The organism is Myxococcus sp. CA005, from assembly GCF_006518205.1.
GTDB classification, from domain to species: domain Bacteria; phylum Myxococcota; class Myxococcia; order Myxococcales; family Myxococcaceae; genus Myxococcus; species Myxococcus xanthus.
In genome coordinates this window covers 120,338-135,370 of record NZ_SRLV01000015.1, presented here as the reverse complement: position 1 = coordinate 135,370, position 15,033 = coordinate 120,338, and the positions used below count along the sequence as shown (strand labels likewise).

Sequence of the window (15,033 nt, the reverse complement as noted above, 5' to 3'; positions counted from 1 at the left end):
GGTTTCGTGCATGCACAGCGTTGACCCCTGGGCAACGTGGGAGCGGGCGCTGTTCACCAGCGGGCCCGTGCCGCCACGGGTCCGTGTCTGAGCGGGCAGCCGTACCTGGCAGGCATCACCGTGTCCTGGTCCGCGTCTGGCCGCATGCCGGGACGTGTATCGCAAGGAGCCCGTATGAAGGCCGTGGCCGTCTTCCCCCAGAAGCGCGAGGTGCGTGTCATCACCGACGCCCCCGAGCCCCGCATCCAGTCCCCCACGCAGGTGAAGGTGCGGACGCGGGAAATCGGGGTGTGTGGCACGGACAAGGAAATCATCGAGTTCGTCTACGGCTCCCCGCCGCCGGGCTCGGACCACCTCATCCTGGGCCACGAGTGTCTGGGCGAGGTGGTGGAGGTGGGCGAGGCCGTCCGGGGCCTGAGCCGCGGGGACTGGGTGGTGCCCCGCGTGCGCCGGCCGTGCCCGCATGCCACCTGTCCGCCGTGCCGCGGGGGCCATCCGGACTTCTGCATCACCGGCGATTACACCGAGCGGGGAATCAAGGGCGCCCACGGCTTCGGCGCCGAGTCCTTCGTGGAGGACGTGGCCTACCTGCACCGGGTGCCCGCGGAGCTGCGCGAGGTGGCGGTGCTCACCGAGCCGCTCACCATCGCGGAGAAGGCCCTCCGCCAACTGGAGCGCTTCCAGGACCGGCTGCCCTGGAGGGCGGGCCCGGGCCGCGCGGTGGTGCTGGGTGCGGGGCCGGTGGGGTTGCTGGGCGCCATGGCGCTGGCCCGCCGGGGTTATGCCACCACGGTGTATTCGCGCAGCCCCAAGCCCAACGTGAAGGCCGAGGCATCGGAGGCGATGGGGGTGCCCTACATCTCCTCGAAGGAGGTGCGGCCAGAGGAGCTGGTCCGCAGGGTCGGCGCCGCGGACGTCATCTACGAGGCCGCGGGCGTGGCGAAGGCGGCGCTGGAGACGCTGAAGGCGCTGGGCCCCAACGGCGTCTGCATCCTCACGGGTGTGCCGTCGAAGGAGGAGCCCTTCGACGTGTCACCGGTGCTCAAGGACGTGGTGCTGGGCAACCAGGTGCTGGTGGGCACGGTGAACGCGGCGGATGTCGACTTCGACATGGCGCTGGAGGACTTGCGGCACTTCCAGGCCCGCTGGCCCGGGGGGCTGGAGCGGCTCATCTGCGCCAGGCACTCGCCCGAGGACTTCTGCGACGTCGTCACTGGCAAGAAGTCCGGCGGCATCAAGGACGTCATCCGCTTCATCTGACCCTTCGAAAAGGAGTGACGCATGGCAACGGGAAGCGGCGGTGCCTCGGTGACGGGACAGCCGGTGGCCATCGAGGACCACGGCGTCATCGGCGACCTGCGGACGGTGGCGCTGGTGGGCCATGAGGGCACCATCGACTGGTTTTGTTTTCCGCACTTCGACAGTCCCAGTGTCTTCGCCGCGCTGTTGGACCGTGAGAAGGGAGGCCACTGGGGCGTCGCGCCGGAACCCGACGGGGTGATGAAGCGGCAGTTCTACTGGCCGGAGACCAACGTCCTGGTGACGCGCTTCTACACGCCGGATGGCGTGGGCGAGCTGGTCGACTTCATGCCCATGTCGGGCAGGAAGGGGATGAAGGAGGAGCGGGAAATCCTCCGGCGCGTGCGGGTGGTGCGCGGACAGATGGTCTTCCGCATGGAGTGCTTCCCGGCCTTCAACTACGCGCGGGATACGCACGAGACGAAGCTCATCCACAGCGGGGCCACCTTCTCCTCCGACACGCTCCAGCTCACGCTGTCCTCGTCGGTGTCGCTGAAGAAGACGGAGCGGGGCGTCACCGCGTCCTTCACCCTGCATGAGAACCAGTCCGCCGTCTTCTCCCTGCACCCGGGCGCGCGCACGTCCTGCGAGGCGGTGGTGCACAACCATGAGTCCTCCGAGGAGCTCTTCCGGGAGACGGTGGAGTACTGGCGCCACTGGCTGTCGGGCTGCCAGTACACGGGCCGGTGGCGGGAGACGGTGCAGCGCTCGGCGCTGGCGCTCAAGCTGATGACCTTCGCGCCCACGGGCGCCATCGTCGCGGCGCCCACTTGCAGCCTGCCGGAGTCACCGGGCGGAACGCGCAACTGGGACTATCGCTTCTGCTGGCTGCGCGACGCGGCCTTCACCGTGTACGCGTTTCTCCGCATCGGCTTCAAGCAGGAGGCGGCGGCCTTCATGCGCTGGGTGGAGGCGCGCTGCGCGGAGTACGACGAAGGGCCGCTGCCCCTGATGTTCGGCATCGACGGCAAGCGCGTGCCCGAGGAGCAGGAACTCCTGCACCTGTCGGGCTATGGCGGCGCGCGCCCGGTGCGCATCGGCAACGCGGCGGCGGACCAGTTGCAGCTCGACATCTACGGCGAGCTGATGGATTCGGTGTACCTGTCCAACAAGTACGCGGCCCCTATCTCCTATGACTTCTGGCGGCACCTGCGGCGGCTGGTGGACTGGGTGTGTGACAACTGGGAGCTGCCAGACGAGGGCATCTGGGAGGTGAGGGGCGGGCAGCGGCAGTTCGTGTACTCGAAGCTGATGTGCTGGGTGGCGGTGGACCGGGCCATCCGGCTGGCGGACAAGCGCAGCTTCCCGGCGGACCGGGCCCGCTGGCACAAGGTGCGGGACGCCATCTTCGAGGACATCATGGACAAGGGCTGGAACCCGGAGCGGGGCGCCTTCGTCCAGTACTACGGCGGCCACGCGCTGGACGCGGCGAATCTGCTGATGCCGCTGGTGTTCTTCCTGTCCCCGGTGGACCCGCGCATGCTCCAGACGTTGGACGTCATGCGCAAGCCGCCGTCCCAAGGCGGGCTCGCGTCGGACGGGCTGGTGTTCCGCTACGACGTGGAGGCCACGTTGGATGGGATTGCCGGCAGCGAGGGCACCTTCAACCTCTGCAGCTTCTGGCTGGTGGAGGCGATGACACGCGCCAGCGTGGCCCGGCCCGACTTGCTGGAGGAGGCGCGGCTCATCTTCGAGCGGATGCTGGGCTACGCCAACCACGTGGGCCTGTACGCGGAGCAGACGGGCATGTCCGGCGAGGCCCTGGGCAACTTCCCGCAGGCGCTCACCCACCTGGCGCTCATCAGCTCCGCCTACAACCTGGACCGCACACTGGGCCGGCGCGACTGAGGCCGCGTCATTCGTCCTACACGCCCACGAATTCGGACCAGGCGCCTGGCGTCACCACGCCGGCCAGGCGGACGCTGAGGTCATCCGGCCGCTGGACGATGTCCAGGGCGTCGAGCAGCCGGGGGTCGTCCGCGAAGTGGCGCCGCTTGCGCTCCACCAGCAGCTCGAAATCGTGGAGCATCATCTCCCGGACGTCTCGGGGCATCCGTTTCAGCGTGGCGCGCGCCCGCTCCACCCAGCCCTTCTCCGGCTCCCAGGTGTCTTGCACCACGGCGTTCCACGCGCTCAGGGCCAGCGCCAGGCAGGTGAAGAGCTCGGCCTGCGGATCCTCCGAGTCCTCCACGTCCTCCAGGATGGGTTTGGCGAACTCGAGCAGTGTTTCGGAGACCTTCTTCGTGGGGAGCGAGCGCGTGGGCGCGTGGGTCGCCTTGGGCCGCCGGGTGGCCAGCGACAGCAGGTCGAGCTGTCCCACGTAGCTTCCCGTCAGCAGCGGCAGGGGGATTTCCAGCCGCACCCGAACGTGGAGGTCTCCAACCTTCAGCTCCACGTTCACCTCGCGCTCCTCGGGACGTGCCAGAGCGAGCGCCTGGGCCACCGCCGCCGCCAGCACCAGCTCCTCGGCGTTGCCCAGGCGCGGTGTGTTGTGCTGGACGCGCATCACGTCGGGGACGAAGGGCAGGCCGGTGACGTCCTTGACCGTCTTCACCACCCAGTCCGGCGCGTCCTCCAGCGTCACGCCCAGCGAGTCCGGGATGAGCACGTCGACGTTGCCGCCCGGCAGACCGGACATGCTCATCCGCTCCACGGAGCCGGCCCGGTCGAAGAGGGCGAAGCCGAACTCGCTGCCCCCACTCCCCATGACGGACAGCTCCCGGGTGCCCCGCACGGTGCCCTCCAGATGCACGGTGAAGACCTCTTCGTTCGTCCAGCTCTCCCAAGGCTCCGCGCGGATGAGCGCCGCCGTGGCGTCAAGGAGCGCCTCCGTCACCTCTGGCATCACCATCAAGCCCGGCTCCACCGAGGCCCAGTGCATCTGGAGGGCCAGCGCCGCCCGGAACCGGGTGACGGAGTCAGGAATGGGCCGCGACGCGAAGCCGTGGCCGGCTCCAGCACGCGCCAGCCGGCTTTCGCAGTAACGCTTGAGTCCGGCGTTGTCCCTCGCCAGGCCTTCCAGGCCCTCCGCGTCGCGACGCCCGAACACGGGTGGCAGCGCCTCACCTTCGGACGTCACCGCGACGTAGACGGAGGTGCGTCCGTCCACGCCGACGTCGATGGGACCCAGCTTGAAGGCATAGAGGGCCCCTGGCTCCAACTCGGGTGCTGGGGGCTTCCGTCGAGGCTTCCGCCGGGCGGCATCCTGGAAGGCCCGGCGGCGAGGAAGAGGTTCAAGAGAGAGGTCCTCGGGAAGCTCGGTGGTGGTGAGCTCCGCGCGGACGGGCTCGAGGCGTGGGACCTCCTTCGAGCTGTACACCTGGGTCAGCGGGATGCGTTCGTCACGCGACAGACCCAGCTCCGCGTAGAGGTCATCCCAGAGCAGGTCCGCGGCGTCGGAGAGGTGAGACACCTGCGACTCCCAGTCCTTCAGCCATTCGAGCACCTGGGCGCGGCCCTCGGTGGAGCGCATCAGGTCGCTGGCGCTCCTTCCACCCCAGGCGGGGATTCCCCGGGACAGCTCCTCCCGGGCCCGTTGTGCGAGCATCAACGCGAATGCGTCCGCCAACTGAGGGGGCGCGTCGTCTGGCAGGGCGCGCGCGGGCTCTCCTCGGACGGACTGCACCGGCCCCACCGTGTCCTCTTCGTGCTCGGCCTCCGCGCCCAGCAACTCCTCCAGCAGGGCCTTGCCCTTCTCCAGACGCTGCGCGGAGTGGGTGGTGAGGACCAGCACCTTGCCCTCCACCGTGAGGGAGCCCCACACCGCCGCCCGAGGACCTTCCCAGTTGTAGTGACCCTCGCCCTCGCGGGTGAAGCCGTCGTGCCGGCGCAGGTGCTCTTCGACCTTCGCCGGGTGGCGGATGCGGAAGCGCGCGGTGCAGAGGCGCAGCGGCTCGTCCTCGAAGTTGAGGAGTGGCCGCTCGGTGGTGAGCAGCTCCAGCACGCGCGTGAAAAGAAAGGGCGCCAGCCGCCGTGCCTGCCTGCGGCGGCCGGGCGCGTCGTCGGCTGGAGGCTGATGGGTGGCGAACGCGTGACGCGCGGCGACGACGACGTGCTCACGCAGGGGGCGGGGAATCGCGACGATGCCTCCCACCAGCTCCAGGTGGTCCTCGGTGGGTATCACCCAGCTCGCAATCAAGTCGTAGCGGGCCACCTGCGTGGTGAGGCTGCGCTCCTTCACCTCCAGCACCTCGTCGAGCACGAGGTCCCTCAAGCGCAGTCCTTGGCCGAGCCGCACCTCCTCCACCTCGAACACCGAGCACCAGGACGCGGCCAGGGCTGACAGCAAGCCGCGCTCGGCGCGCGACAGGCGTTGCCCGTCCCTGAGGAGCTGACGGTCCGCCGCGGTGCGGCCCTCGGCGTCTTCCCGTCCATGGAGGGTCCACGCCATCAGGGTGGCGCTCATCCAGGGAAACCGCTCGTCGGCCCACGTCGTTGGAAAGTCGGCACGAGCGCTCGCGGACAGCTCCGGCTCGGCGTTGGCGAAGGCGCGCAGCGACGCGAGTCCGCGGGCGAAGGCAGTGGGGCTCCAGGTTGCCATGGATGCACCCTATCCACCGAGGTGGCATGCCTCTACCCCATCAGGCGGGAGTGTCGCCTCGGCGGCCCTGCGGCCAGCTCCCTGCCCGGGCGAGCCATTCCGGGCGCTGCCCCCGCAGGGGAAGCGCCTGCTCGCGCTGCACCCGCGTCCACTGCCGGGACTCCATCTGGGGCGTGCCTCCGCCGCGCAGGGCCGCCTCCCAGGCGAGCGAGGGGCGCCGTCTCATGGGCTCGGTCTCCAGGGCCCTGACCAGCACCTCCACGGTGAGAGGTATGCCCCTCAGGAAACGCGCGCCTTCCGTGAAGCCGCCGCGCCGCCGCGTCCACCAGGCCTCCACGGCCTGGGCGTCCACCTCGCCGGGAAGCACCCGGGGGCTGGGGAGCCACGCCTGGAGGTCCTCGGCCTCGGGTTCGGCCTCCTCCGCGTCCTCCTCCTCGTCAGCGGGTGCCTCCACGAGGAAAGGAGGCACCATGGGGAGTCCGGTGATGGCGGCGAAGGAGGCCGCGGCCAGCGGGCCCTGGGCCTCATCGCGCAGCAGCGGCAGCAACGCCTCGGCCGCCAGGAGCCTGCCACTGAAGCCCACCGCCCAGATGACCTCCGCCGGTGCGGAGCCATCCTTCAGGCGCGCGAGGAGGCCCGTGAGGTCCTTCGACTCACCCGCCACGGCGAGCGCGAGGAGCCCGCCGCGCGACGCGGAACCTCGGGCGTGCTCCCAGGCTTCACGCGAGCCCAGCAGCAACCCGGTCTCCAGGGCGGCGGTGCTCACGGTGGGATGGGCGTGGCTCAGGGCGCGTGACAGCCGAGCATCCCCTGTCTGCATCCTGGGAGCGAAGGGAAGGGCACGAAGCGCCTCGGCATGCAGCGCCGGGTCGGCCTCCCAGTCGAGCTTCTCGAGCGCGGCGCTCGTGTCGAGGTGACGGACGCGCGCGACCCGGAGCGCTCCCGCCTGGAGCGTTGGCTGCAACGTCGGCAGCTTCTTCAGGAGCAGGGCGTGGAGGTCCGGCCGGTCGAGCAGCTCCAGCGCGCGGAGGAGGCCCGGATGCGTCTCTTCGGACCCCTGCTCCAACTGTTGGAACACAGGCTCGCGCCAGTCGGCGTCCTCGGCGGAGAGCAGGGCCCACGCCGCGCTGGCCACACGCGCGGGGTCCTCGGAGGTCAGCGCGGGGAGCAGCAAGCGGGTGGCGGCGGCGCTGCCTCCCAACACGAGTGCATCCAGGTGGGCCCGCAGACGCCCTTCATCGCCCTCGGCCAGCGAGGACAGGGTGAGCTCCGGGCTCCAGAGGCCGTGCTCCCACTGCGTCCACAGGAACTCGGCTTCCTCGAGGTGGCGCTCCAGCAGCTCCCAGCGAACCGTTGGACGGGGCGGCGACAAGGGCCTCACAGCTCCTTTTCACAGACGAGGCACTTGGCCTTCGTGTCGCTCTTGCCGAGCGCGATGACCGGCCCCTGGAGCAGCGGTGCGGGCGGGGTGTTCTTGTCGTTGTGGAGCATGAGGTCGAAGGTCCGCGCCACGCTCTTGCCCTCGAACTTCACGTCGAAGGAGTAGTTGACGAACTCGGCCTTGCCCTTCGTCTTGCCGGAGACGACGCCACCGCCCGCGGTGCCCGCCTCGTCGCCGGTGCTGGTGCTGAAGTTCGAGTCCTCGACGCACACCGGCTTGCCATCCACCGAAACCTTCGTCGTGCCCTTCGCCGTGTCCGAGGACATGGCGACGTTGGGGTAGGGAATGGGCACGGGACCGGCGGGGCTGGGCGTCTTGCAGACGTCCGGGAAGGCGATGGTGGTCCCTCCGGTGTCCTTGTGGACGACGGACAACTTGTTGACGCCAACGGTCGCGCTCATGCGGATGGCTCCTCGTCCCGGGAGTGTATCGCTCCTGGCCTCATGGCACGAGCCAGGGTGGTGGCTCGTTGTATCGTGCCGTGGAAGGCTGTCCCTCCGGTGTAGGAGGCTGTGTCGCGCATGTTGGGATGGGTCCAGGCGATGGGAATGGCGTCGTCGCTGGGTGGGCTGGTGCCTGCCTCGGCGGCGTTCCGTGCGGGCATGTCCTGGCCCTCGGCGGCGCCGGACTTCGAGGTCTTCCTGAAGGGCGACGAGGCGCCGAGCCCCGTCACCGTGCACGCGGCGGGAGAAGCCACGCTGGGGTTCTCGGGCGTGGGGCGGCTGGTGGCGCTGTTGGCGGAAGCGCTGGTGGACCTGGGGACGTGGGTGGACGTCGCGGCGCTGGGGCCCGGCGTAGGGCTCTACCTGGTGCTACCCGACCCGGAGGCACGGGGCTTCACGACGGGGAAGGACCCCTACGAGGAAGACCCGGACGACGCACGCGAGCGCATCGCGCGGCTGGTGGACCGGCTGGTGAAGGGGACGTGGCAGGCGCTGGGATGGCCTGCGTGGAAGGGGCTGGTGCGCGCGTTCCCCATGGGGAACGTGGCCTTCGCCCAGGCGCTGGCCGCGGCGGGAGAGGACCTGCGGGCGTCCAAGGTGGAGCGTGCGCTCGTCTGCGCGGTGGACAGCTTCATCTCCCCGGAGACGTTGACGTTGCTGCACCAGCAGCAGCGCCTGAAGACCCCGGGCCGGCCCACGGGGTTGATGGCGGGCGAGGCCGCGGTGGCCTTGCTGCTCACGCGCGAGGAAACCGCGGAGTCCTCCATGGCCGTGGTGCGGGTGGCGCAGGGACGCGACGCGGCGCCGCTGGATGGGGAGCAGCCACCGGACGGGCAGGAACTGGCGCGGCAGGTCCTCGCGGCTTTGGGGCCCTTGGGACAGGACGCGTCCGCGCCGTTGATGGTGTCGGACCACGACGGGCAATACGCGCGCGCCTTCGAGTGGGGGATGCTCCAGGTCCGGCTCAGGGAGACGGACGCCCGCTTCGAGCAAGGCGCGGTGTGGATGCCGGCCAAGAGCTTCGGACACACAGGAGTGGCCTCGGGAGCGGTGGCCACGGCGTTGGTCTTCCGAGGGCTGGCGCGAGGCTACGCGCCCACGTCGTCGGTGCTGGTGCTCTCCTCCGCGGAAGCAGGGGAGCGCGCCGTGATTCACCTCACAGCTCCAGGCCGTTCCAACCCTCGGCTACGTAGACCTTGAAGCCGGTGAGGCCCGCCTGGACGAAGGCAGCGTGCACGTCCTCGCGGATGAGGATGAGGCGGCGCTCCATGGTGCAGCGGAACAGCTTCGCCTGCGGGGAGATGGCGTCGTACTTCAGGGCCAGCTTCTTCACGCGGCCAATCTGGTCCTTGGCGATGGCGTTCATCCTGTAAACCGACCGCTCCATATCGATGGCGTCTTCGGCACCCTGGAGATTGAGGAAGGCGTAATCGGGACCCACAACGGCGCCTTGATGGTTTTTGACCACGACAGGAAGCCATTCCGCGTTGGTGACCTCCAGGGATTCGATGAGCTTGCGCGCGCGGCCTGAGACAAGCAGGTCGCTCATCAAGTTCGGTTGAAAATCGTAGACAGTCCGGTCGTCTGGATAGTTCTTGGAGAAGGAGACCTCACCACCCACAGGAAACTGTTTGATGAGGCTGATGCCTTTGTCGAACTGCCAGTCTGCCGGGCTTCCCCGGGGATATTCATCGATGAAGCCTGCATCGATGCCTTGGACCTTGAAGACGAAGTATTTCATGGGGTATCGGTCTCCTTGGGCCCGAAAGGATCTCAGAGTTCCACGCCGTCCCATCCCTCGGCGTCGTAGGTTCTGAAACCTGTCAGTCCCGCGCGTTGGAATGCCGCGAGGGTGTCTTCGCGAACGAGGATGAGCCGACGATACGTCCTGCATCGGAACATCTTGGCATCAGGGCTGATTCTGTCGGGGCTGAGAGCCAGTTGTTCGATAAGCCCGATTTGGTCCTTGGAGATGTGATTCATCTCGTAGACCGAACGGGCCATGTCGATGGCGTCTTCGGCACCGAGGAGGTTGAGGAAGGCGTAGTCGGGACCGACCACTGCACCTTCATGGTCCTTGACCACGACCGGAAGCCATTCGGCGTTGGTGATGCCGAGCGATTCGATGAACTGACGCGCACGTCCCGAGATGAGCAGGTCACTCATCAAGTTCGGCTGGAAGTCATAGAGGTTCCGGTCGTCCGGGTAGTTATCGGAAAAGGCAACCTCGCCACCCTTTGGAAAATCCTTGGCGAGACTGATGCCTTTTTCGAACTTCCAGTCTGCTGGGCTTCCAGGTGGATAGGCATCAATGAATCCATCTTCTTCCGCCATGACCTTGAAGACGAAGTACTTCACGGACGAACCCCATCCTGAGTGAGATGCCGGACCCGCCGGTGGCGACGGCGCTTCATGATTCCTCGTCGACCTCGCCGTCCTCTTCAAGCCAACGTAGGAAACGCATGGCGCCGATCAAGGCGAGCACTGGCTCTCCCTCTTCGTCCGTGAAGCGGATGGCATCCTTTTCATCAGACAGGCTGACCTGGACGCAGTACATGGCCATGTCCTTGCCTGGGCGGACCAGGTCCTTCATCCGGGCATTGATGACGCGCGGATGCGCCTCCAGCACCTCCGTGTAGACCTCATCCAGGGGTACCAGTACCCCCCGGACGCCCTCACGTGCGGTGACGAAGCACGGAGACTGTTGCTCGAGGACCCGGGCGACGATGTCGGCGGGCTGCTCTTCTATGCAATTGGCTTCGAACATGATGGGTCAGAGCTCCAGTCCGTCCCAGCCTTCAGCTTCGTAGACCTTGAAGCCGGTCAGGCCCGCTTGCTCGAAAGCAGCGTGGACGTCTTCACGGATGAGAATGAGACGGCGTTCCTTCGTGCAGCGGAACATCTTCGCGTCAGGACGGATGGCGCTGGTGTCCAGAGCCAACGCATCAATATTCCCGATTTGGTCTTTCTCAAGGGAGTCCATCTCGTACTCCGAGCGTTCCATGTCGATGGCGTCTTCGGCACCCAGGAGATTGAGGAAAGCGTAGTCCGGACCCACGACCTTGCCCTGATGGTCCTTGATGGCGACCGGAAGCCATTCGGCATTGGTGACACCGAGCGACTCGATGAGCTTGCGTGCCCGTCCCGAGACGAGCAGGTTGCTCATGATATTGGGTTGAAAATCATAGAGATTCCGATTGTCGGGATAGTTTTTTGAAAACGAAACTTCCCCGCCTACTGGAAAATCTTTGGCAAGGCTGATGCCTTCGTGGAACTTCCAATCAGTAGGGCTGCCATTTGGAAGCTTCTCGATGTAGCCCGCCTCTTCGGCCATGACCTTGAAGACAAAATATTTCACGAAAAATCTCGAATGACTGGTTCAATTAATAGAGAGAGCCCCACTCATAACGACTCTTGGCCTTCTTGTCCTTCGGGGCATAGCGCACAAGGGCGTGCTTGTACTCTTTTCCTGCGGTGACCGAGGCCACAACTGCTCGGCTCAGTGCAACGAGGAGTTTCCAGTACTTGTTCTCCAGCTTGTGCAGCTGGTCAAAAACATCCTCGATCAACGCCTTGTGTTCTTTTTGAGAGTCGATCGCCTTTTGAAGCTTTTGGGCGATGGTTTTCATGTCCCGCATCACCTGCTGCGTGTAGTTGGGATGGTCGCCCGGGTGCTGCAGCAGCGCGTGGACAGGCACGGCCCAAGCCTGGTCCGGCAGCATGATGATGTTGTGGCCGTGGTTCAGATTGTAGTCGGACTGGAGGATGAGGCGGAGCTGCCGGTATGTGAAGACCGGGCCGTCCTCCAATTCGTAGTAGAACGCCGAGCCCGGGAGGATGTGGTGTGCCTCCCACGCGTACGGGTACTTCTGGAGCGCGGGCTTCTTGTCCTTGTCCTTGGCCCTCGGGTTGAAATTCTCCGGTGGCCCCCCGGGGAACTCAGCGGTCTGCTTCACCAGGTCCCGGATTTCATCCAGGTAGGAGTGGTCGAAGACGCGGTACACGCCACGCCCGTCCAGGGACGCGATGTAGTCAGAGCCGTTCTGCGCGTAGTCGCTGTCTTTGCCGAGCACGCCCCGGGGCGGGGCGCTGTCGTCCACGTGGTCGGCGTCGTCCGCGGCGCTGGCTGCGGGCTTCGGCTTCTTCTTCTTTGCCGCCTTGGCCGCCGTGTACTTCCGGTCCCTGCTTCGCTCGAAGATGGACAGGAGCCGCTGCGCCAGCACCGTGTTCATCTCGCTCGCACTCAGGTTGCTCATGCGCGTACCCACCTCTCACGTTGTATGGTGCCTGAACGCCCCGTTCCAGGCTACGCTCACCCGCACCTCCCATCATGGCCCGTCTCATCTCCCTCCGTGCAGATGCCGCTGACTCCCTGGGAGAAAGGCTGAGCCGGTTCGACCCGGGCGCGGACCGCTCCAGCATTCTCGCGCGGTTGGACGCCATCACGCTCGACCTGCACCTCATCGCCGTGGCCACGCTGCTGGTCGATGGTCATCCTCAGGGGTTCTTCCTCAACCTCTGCCGGATGGCGGAGAACGGCCGCCGGGTGCAGCGCCTCCTCGCGGACCGGGGCCTTCCGCCACCGCCCGCGCGGCGCAACACGCCTCTGCTCGGCGCGCTCGCCGCCGGTCACTTCTCCCTCGCGGAGGCCGTGGCCGCGAGCTCCGCCACCCAGTGGCAGCAGGGCGCCGAATACGAGGATGAGTTTCTCTGGGCCGCCGCCCTCCAGCACCTCACCCGCACGCCGTCCGCGCCGCTGGAGTCCATCCTCGCCCCGTTGGAGAAGGTGGGCCAGGAGCCCTACGCCAGCCGGGTGGCCATGGCCCGGGCCCTGGTGTCCAGGGACGCGGCCGCCTTCGCCGAGGCCTTCGCCGCCGCCTGCCTGGACCACGGCATCGTCACGGAGAAGCGCGCCCGCTCGCTGGCCACACCCGTGACGTCCTTCGCGCCGCACCGGTTCGTCTGGCTCGAAGGATTGGCCCTCCTGCGCCTCGCCGAGCGCGCCAGCATCGCACCCGAGGACACCAGCTTCCGCTACTGCCCGCCCCTGGCCCGCGTCCCAATGACGACGACGTACTCGGGCGACTGGGCCGTCGACACGGCGCCGACCCGATAACCCCGTCAGTCCGTTCCGACGGGTTGCCCCGGCTCCAGCGTCTCCGCGCCCTCGCACGTTACCTGGATGGAGCGCAGCTCCGTGGGCTCGCGCTGCAACGCGAAGGTGCCGCGCCACACGAGGAACAGCTTCATCGCGTCCGTGTCCAGGACCACGGTGTCCAGCCGCAGCGCTCCTTCCAGGTCATCCAGCCCCCGGGCCCTGGGCGCGAGGACCTCAGGAGACGGCAGCGCGGGCAATCTGAACGTCAGCGGCGCACCCGGCGCCATGTGCTTCAGCAGCACGGCCTCGCCCCCTCGCAGGTAGCCCGGGACGAGCTGGTCCTGCGGCGCGCCGTTGAGGAAGCGCCGGTCGAAGTCCTTCGGCAGCAACGGGCTGCGCGACTTCTTCCACGCGTCATCGTAGGTGCCCGCGTAGCCGGCCCGGGGCTGCCAGTGTGGTTCGATGAACCCGAAGCCCGTGGGCGGAGGACGCTGGCCCCAGGACCTCAGCGGCTCGGTGGGAGACTCCAGGTTCGGCAGCCGCAGGTTCTCCTCGAAGCGGCTGCCCTTCTCGCGAAAGCCCATGCCCAGCGGGTTGCGCGACTCGAAGGCGCTGCCGTCCTTCCCGCCGAAGGCGCGCTCATAGCGCACGGGGACGCGCTCGAAGGGGAGGGGCTGCGTCACCCCGATGCCGCCCATGCTCTTGAACCACGTGCGGTCCCCCAGCACACGGACCTGTTTGTGCACGGGCCCGACATGCAACTCGGCGAGGAGCTCGCGGGTCCCCGCCGCGGGCGCATGGGCATGTCCCACCAGCACCACGTCCGTGGCGGCCTTGAAGAAGGCGCCTTCGGGTTCCAGGCGGAGGCTGGCCACATCCCCGCCGTCCCAGCGCTCACCCCCGGTCAGCAGCGGCGCCTGCTCCGCGGACAGCGTCGGCGCGCCCCGAGGCCGCAGGTCGAACGTGGCCTTCAACACGGGCACGAACAGGGGCCGCAGCGCCTCGTCGGTGAGGAACAGCGGCTCGAAGGTGAAGGGCGTGAGGTTCTCGGTGGAGGGGTGCCCCATGAAACATGTCTACCAGTCCTCACCCGTTTGGGACACGGACAGCCGGAGCCCGGCTGTCAGCCCGCGCTCCACCTCCCGTCCACGCCGTGCCCTCACACAAGGACACGGCCATGGGAGACCCACGCAATCCGAAGCGAGCGCACGAGCGCTGGAACCTGGAGCGCCTGCGCGCCTGCGAGGCGGAGGTGCGCGCCCTGGCGCCCTGGGTGACGGTGTCCGGCGGCTGGGCCTGGCACTTCATGGCCCCGCCGCACGAGGAGTTGAAGCGCTTCCACGACCACAAGGACGTGGACCTCTTCGTGGAGCCCGCGCGCTTCCCGGAGCTCATCGCCGTGCTCACCGCTCGCGGCTACCACCGCATCTGGACGCGCTTCGACGCCACCTCCACGCACTTCTACCGCTACGCCCGGCACGATGAGGGCGGCAAGGTCCTGCTCGACGTCTTCGTCCGGCGCGTGCCGTCCGTGGACGCCGGGGGGATTCGCGTGGTGGACCCGGCCACGCTGCTCACCTTCTACGGCGACATCCACAGCACGGATGACTGCGTGTCGGTGCTGGCGGCGCGGCGGCTGCTGGCGAAGGGCCACAGCCCCCTGGGCCGGGTGGAGCTCGTCACGCAGGCCCACTGAAAGCCCCGTGGGCGCGGGAGTGCAACCCGCGCCCACGGGCCCGCCGTCACTGCACGGTGAAGACGTGGTTGTTGCCGAAGTTCGAATCCCAGGCCTGGCAGCCCCAGCGGCTGGTGTTCTCGAACCAGATGGCCAGCGTGCCCCGCGTGTTGAGTGGGATGGACGGCGCGGGCGGGTTGGGCGTGGATGAGAAGCCCGCTACCCAGAAGCGCTGCACCGGCCCGTCGTTGAACTGGTAGTAGCCCGTCATCGTCCACCCGGGCGTGGTGCCGTTGATGTTGCCCCGACACTGCGTCAGCCGGTCCACGCTGTAGTGGATGGCCGCGGTGGAGCCGAAGGGCAGCGGGTTGGAGGACGCGAACACGTTCCAGCCCTGCGCCGGCGACTGGAAGGTGATGCTGGAGGAGGACTGCGAGGAAGCGGCCGTTCCGGCGAGCAGCACGGCGACGGCGGCGGCGAGACACCAGCGGGGGGATTGACGCGGCAAGGCAAAGCTCCAGGTTGAGAGGAAGCTGC

General features: G+C 67.8%; 15 protein-coding genes. 5 read left to right on the top strand and 10 right to left on the bottom strand.

Annotated features, from left to right (window positions below):
• The first annotated feature begins 174 nt into the window (after positions 1–174).
• On the top strand, positions 175–1,260 hold the full coding sequence (locus FMQ63_RS09670) for a glucose 1-dehydrogenase (RefSeq protein ID WP_011550189.1): 1,086 nt from the start codon (positions 175–177) through the stop codon (positions 1,258–1,260).
• Positions 1,261–1,281: 21 nt separating this feature from the next.
• Positions 1,282–3,147 (top strand): glycoside hydrolase family 15 protein, encoded by a 1,866-nt coding sequence (locus tag FMQ63_RS09665; RefSeq protein WP_011550190.1) that lies wholly within the window; start codon positions 1,282–1,284, stop codon positions 3,145–3,147.
• A 16-nt stretch (positions 3,148–3,163) separates the two neighbouring features.
• Here FMQ63_RS09665 and FMQ63_RS09660 read toward each other — a convergent pair whose 3' ends face one another.
• From FMQ63_RS09660 to FMQ63_RS09650, 3 genes are read right to left on the bottom strand one after another with little or no spacing between them, the layout of a single operon-like run.
• A complete protein-coding gene (locus tag FMQ63_RS09660; protein WP_011550191.1) occupies positions 3,164–5,839 on the bottom strand; it encodes a hypothetical protein in 2,676 nt (891 codons plus the stop codon).
• 40 nt (positions 5,840–5,879) lie between these two features.
• The gene (locus FMQ63_RS09655; RefSeq protein ID WP_011550192.1) at positions 5,880–7,220 is read right to left on the bottom strand and encodes a TIGR02270 family protein; all 1,341 of its coding nucleotides are present in this window, start codon (positions 7,218–7,220) and stop codon (positions 5,880–5,882) included.
• Entirely contained in the window at positions 7,217–7,681 is a 465-nt protein-coding gene (locus tag FMQ63_RS09650; RefSeq protein WP_011550193.1) for a DUF4150 domain-containing protein, read from the bottom strand. Before FMQ63_RS09650 ends, FMQ63_RS09655 begins: the two co-directional genes overlap by 4 nt.
• A 120-nt stretch (positions 7,682–7,801) precedes the next feature.
• Here FMQ63_RS09650 and FMQ63_RS09645 point away from each other — a divergent pair, with 120 nt between their 5' ends.
• Complete coding sequence (locus tag FMQ63_RS09645; protein WP_043612111.1) at positions 7,802–8,923, top strand: hypothetical protein; 1,122 nt, start codon at positions 7,802–7,804, stop codon at positions 8,921–8,923.
• On the opposite strand, the gene FMQ63_RS09640 is transcribed toward FMQ63_RS09645, so the two are convergent.
• From FMQ63_RS09640 to FMQ63_RS09620, 5 genes are read right to left on the bottom strand one after another with little or no spacing between them, the layout of a single operon-like run.
• Positions 8,880–9,464 (bottom strand): DUF1629 domain-containing protein, encoded by a 585-nt coding sequence (locus tag FMQ63_RS09640; RefSeq protein ID WP_020478642.1) that lies wholly within the window; start codon positions 9,462–9,464, stop codon positions 8,880–8,882. The two genes, FMQ63_RS09645 and FMQ63_RS09640, sit on opposite strands and share 44 nt — an antisense overlap.
• A 32-nt stretch (positions 9,465–9,496) precedes the next feature.
• Positions 9,497–10,081, bottom strand: a complete 585-nt coding sequence (locus tag FMQ63_RS09635; RefSeq protein ID WP_026113908.1) for a DUF1629 domain-containing protein — start codon at positions 10,079–10,081, stop codon at positions 9,497–9,499.
• A 52-nt stretch (positions 10,082–10,133) separates the two neighbouring features.
• On the bottom strand, positions 10,134–10,490 hold the full coding sequence (locus FMQ63_RS09630; protein ID WP_011550197.1) for a hypothetical protein: 357 nt from the start codon (positions 10,488–10,490) through the stop codon (positions 10,134–10,136).
• A 6-nt stretch (positions 10,491–10,496) separates the two neighbouring features.
• Positions 10,497–11,081: a DUF1629 domain-containing protein gene (locus FMQ63_RS09625; RefSeq protein WP_011550198.1), complete on the bottom strand. Its 585-nt coding sequence runs from the start codon at positions 11,079–11,081 to the stop codon at positions 10,497–10,499.
• A gap of 25 nt (positions 11,082–11,106) precedes the next feature.
• Entirely contained in the window at positions 11,107–11,979 is an 873-nt protein-coding gene (locus FMQ63_RS09620) for an AHH domain-containing protein (RefSeq protein WP_026113909.1), read from the bottom strand.
• A 74-nt stretch (positions 11,980–12,053) separates the two neighbouring features.
• Here FMQ63_RS09620 and FMQ63_RS09615 point away from each other — a divergent pair, with 74 nt between their 5' ends.
• A complete protein-coding gene (locus FMQ63_RS09615; protein WP_011550200.1) occupies positions 12,054–12,839 on the top strand; it encodes an immunity 49 family protein in 786 nt (261 codons plus the stop codon).
• Between the two features lie 5 nt (positions 12,840–12,844).
• Here the strand turns inward: FMQ63_RS09615 and FMQ63_RS09610 are convergent, their stop codons facing one another.
• Positions 12,845–13,888: a DUF2169 domain-containing protein gene (locus FMQ63_RS09610; RefSeq protein WP_011550201.1), complete on the bottom strand. Its 1,044-nt coding sequence runs from the start codon at positions 13,886–13,888 to the stop codon at positions 12,845–12,847.
• A gap of 86 nt (positions 13,889–13,974) precedes the next feature.
• Between FMQ63_RS09610 and FMQ63_RS09605 the strand changes: the two genes are divergently transcribed.
• Positions 13,975–14,517: a hypothetical protein gene (locus FMQ63_RS09605; RefSeq protein WP_228556398.1), complete on the top strand. Its 543-nt coding sequence runs from the start codon at positions 13,975–13,977 to the stop codon at positions 14,515–14,517.
• A 46-nt stretch (positions 14,518–14,563) separates the two neighbouring features.
• On the opposite strand, the gene FMQ63_RS09600 is transcribed toward FMQ63_RS09605, so the two are convergent.
• The gene (locus FMQ63_RS09600; RefSeq protein ID WP_011550203.1) at positions 14,564–15,004 is read right to left on the bottom strand and encodes a DUF6209 family protein; all 441 of its coding nucleotides are present in this window, start codon (positions 15,002–15,004) and stop codon (positions 14,564–14,566) included.
• Between the last annotated feature and the right edge of the window lie 29 nt (positions 15,005–15,033).

Bases quoted from the DNA above. Each gene is read 5' to 3' on its own strand.
- FMQ63_RS09665 (WP_011550190.1), top strand. From the start codon at position 1,282: ATGGCAACGGGAAGCGGCGGTGCCTCGGTGACGGGACAGCCGGTGGCC.
- FMQ63_RS09645 (WP_043612111.1), top strand. From the start codon at position 7,802: ATGTTGGGATGGGTCCAGGCGATGGGAATGGCGTCGTCGCTGGGTGGG.
- FMQ63_RS09670 (WP_011550189.1), top strand. From the start codon at position 175: ATGAAGGCCGTGGCCGTCTTCCCCCAGAAGCGCGAGGTGCGTGTCATC.
- FMQ63_RS09615 (WP_011550200.1), top strand. From the start codon at position 12,054: ATGGCCCGTCTCATCTCCCTCCGTGCAGATGCCGCTGACTCCCTGGGA.
- FMQ63_RS09650 (WP_011550193.1), bottom strand. From the start codon at position 7,681: ATGAGCGCGACCGTTGGCGTCAACAAGTTGTCCGTCGTCCACAAGGAC.
- FMQ63_RS09610 (WP_011550201.1), bottom strand. From the start codon at position 13,888: ATGGGGCACCCCTCCACCGAGAACCTCACGCCCTTCACCTTCGAGCCG.
- FMQ63_RS09620 (WP_026113909.1), bottom strand. From the start codon at position 11,979: ATGAGCAACCTGAGTGCGAGCGAGATGAACACGGTGCTGGCGCAGCGG.
- FMQ63_RS09660 (WP_011550191.1), bottom strand. From the start codon at position 5,839: ATGGCAACCTGGAGCCCCACTGCCTTCGCCCGCGGACTCGCGTCGCTG.
- FMQ63_RS09630 (WP_011550197.1), bottom strand. From the start codon at position 10,490: ATGTTCGAAGCCAATTGCATAGAAGAGCAGCCCGCCGACATCGTCGCC.
- FMQ63_RS09640 (WP_020478642.1), bottom strand. From the start codon at position 9,464: ATGAAATACTTCGTCTTCAAGGTCCAAGGCATCGATGCAGGCTTCATC.